Origin of the sequence: Thermoflexus sp. (assembly GCF_025055495.1) — a bacterium.
In the GTDB taxonomy this organism is placed as follows: Bacteria; Chloroflexota; Anaerolineae; order Thermoflexales; family Thermoflexaceae; genus Thermoflexus.
The window spans coordinates 1-5,111 of record NZ_JANWXB010000395.1; the positions used below are offsets into that span (position 1 = coordinate 1).

The window sequence follows — 5,111 nt, forward strand, 5'->3', positions numbered from 1 at the left end:
ACCGAAGGTGTCGGATCAAACCCCCACATTCTTTGTAGGCTGGATGTTGGACGAGCTCGCGATTCCCCTCTCGGGGGAGGTTTGGAGGCCAGGTGGATGGCCTGTTTGTCCGAAGTCGGATTTTAGATCCCATAAGGAGGAAATCTGCCCAGTGATCCAGGCTCTGGAAGCATTTATCGAGGCCCACACTCGCCAGGTGGAGCCGCTGGTCATCGCCCAGTCGGAGGCCTACTGGCGCTTCACCACAACGGGACGGAAGGAAGATGAGGAGGAATACGCCCGGCTGACGGCGGCCTTGCGCAAGGTCTACGCCGATCGCCAGGCCTTCGCCCGGCTTCGTCAGTTGATGGAGGCGGTCGGCCTTCTGAAGGACGGTGCCTTCAGCCCGAACCCCGAGGTCCCTCCCCTCCTCGCCCGCCAGGCCCGTATCCTCTACGATGATTTCCGCGGCCTCCAGATCGACCCCTCACTCATCGATGCCATCACCGACCTGGAGAAGGAGATCGAGAGCACCTTCAATACCTTCCGGGCCACCCTGCGCGGAAAGCCGGTCACGGACAACCAGATCCGCCAGATTCTGCGGGCTTCCACAGATCCGGCGCTGCGTCAGGAGGCCTGGGAGGCCAGCAAGCAGATCGGCGCCCAGGTGGCCGAGCGGCTGCTCCGCCTCGTCGATCTCCGGAACCAGGGAGCTCGCCAGGTCGGCTTCGACAACTTCTACACGATGAGCTTGGCTTTGGCTGAGCAGGACGAGGGGGAACTGTTCCGCCTGCTGAGCCAGCTGGACCAGCTCACCCGCCCCCTGTTCGCCGCCTACAAGGCCGAGCTCGACGCCGAGCTGGCCCATCGCTTCGGGATCGATCCCCATGAGCTGCGACCCTGGCATTACAGTGATCCCTTCTTCCAGGAGCCTCCGGAGACCGGAGATCACCTGAGCCGCCTCTTCGAGGGCTGGGATCCCATCGCCCTCTCCCGCGCCTTCTATACCGCCATCGGGCTGGACATCGAGGACATCCTGGCGCGGAGCGATCTTTACGAGCGGGAAGGGAAGCAACAGCACGCTTACTGTATCCACATCGACCGCAAAGGGGATGTGCGGATCCTGGCCAACCTCCAGCCCGACGCCTACTGGACGGAGACGATGCTCCACGAGCTCGGGCACGCGGTCTACGATCAACACATCGACCGCAACCTTCCCTTCCTTCTGCGAACACCGGCCCACATCCTCTCCACCGAGGCCATCGCTGTGCTGATGGGCCGCCTGATCTACTATCCGGCCTGGTTGAGGCGCTATCTGGGCCTGGAGGAGGAGATCCTGCAAGGGGTGCTTCCTCAGGCCCTCCAGCGCAACCGGGCCAAGCTGCTAATCTTCACCCGATGGGTGCTGGTGATGGCCCACTTTGAGCGGGCCCTGTATCAGAACCCCCGCCAGGATCTCAACCGCCTGTGGTGGGATCTGGTAGAGGAATTCCAGATGGTCCGCCGCCCCCCGGGGCGGGATGCCCCCGACTGGGCCGCGAAGATTCACCTGAGCACGGCCCCGGTGTATTACCATAACTATCTGCTGGGGGAACTGGCGGCCTCCCAGCTGCTGATGACGCTGCGGGCTCGAATCGGGGAAGATGAAACCTGGATCGCCTCCCCAGAGACCGGGGCGTTCCTGATCCAGCGCTATTTCCGGCCCGGGCGGTCGGTGGATTGGAACACCCTGCTGGTCTTCGCGACCGGATATCCGCTCTCGCCCGAGCCGTTCGCGCGGGATCTTCACGCCTAAGGCTCGCGATGGCGGCATCCCAAACGGCCGCCGCCGGCGCTGCCGCGCTTTTCCGAGGCGGAGCTCTATGAGATTGGGGAAGCCGCCTTCCGCAGCTCAGGATATTCCGGGGGCGGGTGAGAATGGCAGAAGCGGCCTCGCCCCCAAACTTTCCAGGCAGGGTTTTCCTGCCGACGGATGAGGGATATAGCGGGACTGGCTCCCTGTATCCCTTAGGGAAGAGGGAGTCCGTCCAGGAACTCGCCCATCGGGATGGATCGCGCCCCCCCGTTCGCTCGGCCGGTATTTATGGGTGGGCGGGGCCGCCAAGGGCAGCCCGTCCACCCATAAGATGAGATAAGGAACTTGAGAGGCGGGATGACCTCCGGGATCCCATGGCTTCAGATCCTCACGGGCATCGGCATTGCCGGGATCGTCCTGGCGCTGATCCTCGCTTTCCGGGCATGGCGGGAAGCACGCCTCGCCCGGTATTTGATCCTTCGCCGCAGCGCCAGCCGTCGCGCCCGCCAGTGGTTCTGGATCGCGGTCGGGTTGGCCCTGGGCATAAGCGCCCTGAACGGGGTCATCCGCTCCGGATTCCAGCTGCCTTTTGAGATCCCCCCGCCCCCATGGGCCGGGTGGTTCTCTCCTTCCCCGATAGCCACCCCTTCCCCGATGCCCTCCCCAACGGTTAGCCCCTTTATAGAGATCTCACCAACCCCCCTGCCCACACCGCATCCGACCGCCTCGCCGACGCCCTCGCCGTCGCCTTCCCCCTCGCCGACGATGCCGCCCTATCCGCCCACATTGTTGACGCCGATCCCTCAGGCGGTGCCCGCGCCGCCGAACGCCCGGTTCTTCGACCTGGCGCTCACCGACGCCTGCGACGAGCGAGGGCGACCGATCCGCATCCCCTCGCCGCCGCCGACGGTGTTTCCGACCCGCACGATCCGGATTTGTGGGCGGTTCCAGGTGGAGAACATGCCGGCGGGCGCCGCGTGGACGGTCGCCTGGTATCGGGATGGGGCCCTGGAGGATAGCAGCACCCTGCTCTGGAATGGGGCGCCCGGGCTTCCGGGCTACATCTACAACACCCGGCCGGAAGGCTTCCCGCCCGGCCAGTGGGAGGTCCGCCTTTACATCGAGGATCGTCTTCAGGTCCGCGTGCCCTTCGAGGTGCGCTAAAGGTCTTTCCGCTGTGAACAGCGCGACGGTCGGCACCGCCTCGGCCATCGGCTCCAGCTTGGCCCCCGCTTTGGTTGCGCCCACGCCGCGCTTGCTCGGCTCCGTTGGATCTTAGGCGGTTTCGACCGGGCGCCCGTCGGGGTTTATGGGACGCGAGGGGTTGGATGCTCCCGCCCTCTGTCCACCGCCCGAAGGGATCGTAGGCGCAGCGCGCGAAGGCCCTACTGGGGTCGGCGATGAGCGTTGATGACCGTCGGTATGTTGTCTGAGATTGCAACGTCAGTGGGCAAGGGGAAGCGAAAGTCGCAGAAGCGACCGAGGCGTTTCCCCTTCAGGGTTGTCGCTGACAATGGATGAGGACGGGACGGCAGCGGGGGTGCCTCGACAGGGGATGGAAAAGACACCGATGCAAGGCCTTTCCGCTTCCTGCCTATGAAGCCGGCTGGAGCGTCTTTTCCAGAGACCATCCGCCGGCCCTCATGACCTCGATCGGGATGCTCTCCTGATCCGGGTGGAAGACCAGGCGGGCGCGCCCCTCCAGGACATCCAGGACGTCGCCCATGGCGTCGGCCAAGGCCACCGGACGACCCAGCGCGCGGGCGATGTCCAGCGGCGTGCGATCGTCCAGCGAGACCCCCTCCGGATGATCGAACATGATCCGCGGCAGAACGACCACGTCTCCCAGCGGCCGGGCCGATAGCTGGGCGATGACGTCCTCCGCCATCAACAGGCCCGCTACAGTGATCGTCTCGCCCAGCCGGGTGTTCGCCACGGGGACCACCTCCAGGGCCGCTCCGGTGCGACCGCTGAAATCCCGGGCCACCCGGGCCAGGACCGGCGCGAAAAGGGCGCCGGTGGCCAGGGTGGCGCAGCGCCCCCTCAGCGTTTTCCTCCGCCGGCGCAACGCCTGCTTCACCCGTCGGTAATCCTCCAGGAAATCCCGCACCATCCCCAGGCCGTTCTCCTGCAATCGCAATCCGTCATAGGCCGCCTTCGAAGGCACCGGACGGCCGGTGAGGAGATACCATTCATCGGTGGCGTAGACGAAGCGGACGCCCAGGCGACGGCGGAAGACCCGCTGCCACGCATGGACTGCCCGCAACACCTGTTGCGCTTCCTCGATCGTGTTCGGCCGGACCCCGTAACGCTGGAAGCGGGTGATCCCTACGGGGACCACGCTGACGGAACGCACGTGGGGCCATAGGGTGGCCAGATCGAAGACGCTGCGCTCCAGGTGCGCTCCGTCGTTCAGGCCAGGGGTGACCACGATCTGGGTATGCATCTCGATCCCGTGATCCGCCAGCCAGCGCAGTTGGGCCATGATGTCGGGCGCGCGGGGGTTCCGCAGCACCTGCCGACGAACCTCAGGGTCGGTGGCGTGGACGGAGATGTAAAGGGGGGAAAGGCGTTGCTCGACGATGCGCCGCCAGTCGCGTTCCGTCAGGTTGGTCAGGGTGACAAAGTGCCCATACAGGAAGGAGTAACGATAGTCATCGTCCTTGATGTAAAGGGTGCGGCGCATGCCCTTGGGCGTCTGGAGCACGAAGCAAAAGGTGCACAGGTTGTTGCAGCGACGGATGTCGATGTCAAAGGTCGGATGAGCGAAGGTTAACCCCAGCGGTTCTCCTTCCCGACGAAGCCCCGCCAGGATGCGCCGCCCTCCATCCCGGAGGACCTCGATGGCCACGTGATCCTCTACGGCGTAGAAGTGAACATCGATTACATCCTCCACCGGATGCCCGTTCACCCGCAACAGCAGATCCCCGGGCCGGACCCCCACGCGCTCCCCCCAGCTGCCGGGTTCCACTCGGAGAACAAGGCCCGCCGGCTCCTGGGGCCGCGGCCGCTCCGGGATGCAGAACTCTGGTGGAACGAACAGCGTCGAAGACATCGCAAGTCCCCCGCGAACCTAATCCAATATCCTAAGGTAAGGAAAATCCGGGGCAATGTCGCTGTGCCCCGATCGTCACAGGGCCATCACCGCCGAAGGCGCCAGATAGGCAAAGTCAAACCGAACCGGATCCCCGGGCTCCCGACCTGGGATGGGCATCAGGCGAGCGGTGAGGGGCTTCCCCAGGCGGACGCTGAGCGCGCGCAGGTCCTCCAGCACCCGCGCCAGCGCTTCCTCGGAAACGGATCCGGGCAGGGGAAGGGTATCCAGACCGGTTCCGCA

General features: G+C 65.3%; 4 protein-coding genes. 2 read left to right on the top strand and 2 right to left on the bottom strand.

The window, feature by feature from the left end:
• The first annotated feature begins 151 nt into the window (after window positions 1-151).
• Together NZM16_RS12835 and NZM16_RS12840 are read left to right on the top strand one after the other, a co-directional pair.
• Window positions 152-1,774 carry a M2 family metallopeptidase gene (locus NZM16_RS12835; RefSeq protein WP_295451667.1) on the top strand — a complete coding sequence of 541 codons (1,623 nt, stop codon included), beginning with the start codon at window positions 152-154 and terminating at the stop codon, window positions 1,772-1,774.
• A gap of 357 nt (window positions 1,775-2,131) precedes the next feature.
• Window positions 2,132-2,938, top strand: a complete 807-nt coding sequence (locus NZM16_RS12840; RefSeq protein ID WP_295451670.1) for a hypothetical protein — start codon at window positions 2,132-2,134, stop codon at window positions 2,936-2,938.
• 430 nt (window positions 2,939-3,368) lie between these two features.
• On the opposite strand, the gene NZM16_RS12845 is transcribed toward NZM16_RS12840, so the two are convergent.
• Both NZM16_RS12845 and NZM16_RS12850 read right to left on the bottom strand, forming a co-directional pair.
• Complete coding sequence (locus tag NZM16_RS12845) at window positions 3,369-4,829, bottom strand: DUF512 domain-containing protein (protein ID WP_295480733.1); 1,461 nt, start codon at window positions 4,827-4,829, stop codon at window positions 3,369-3,371.
• Window positions 4,830-4,904: 75 nt separating this feature from the next.
• Window positions 4,905-5,111, bottom strand: a 207-nt coding sequence (locus tag NZM16_RS12850) for a DUF711 family protein (RefSeq protein ID WP_295480735.1), incomplete at its 5' end; no start/stop codon positions are given.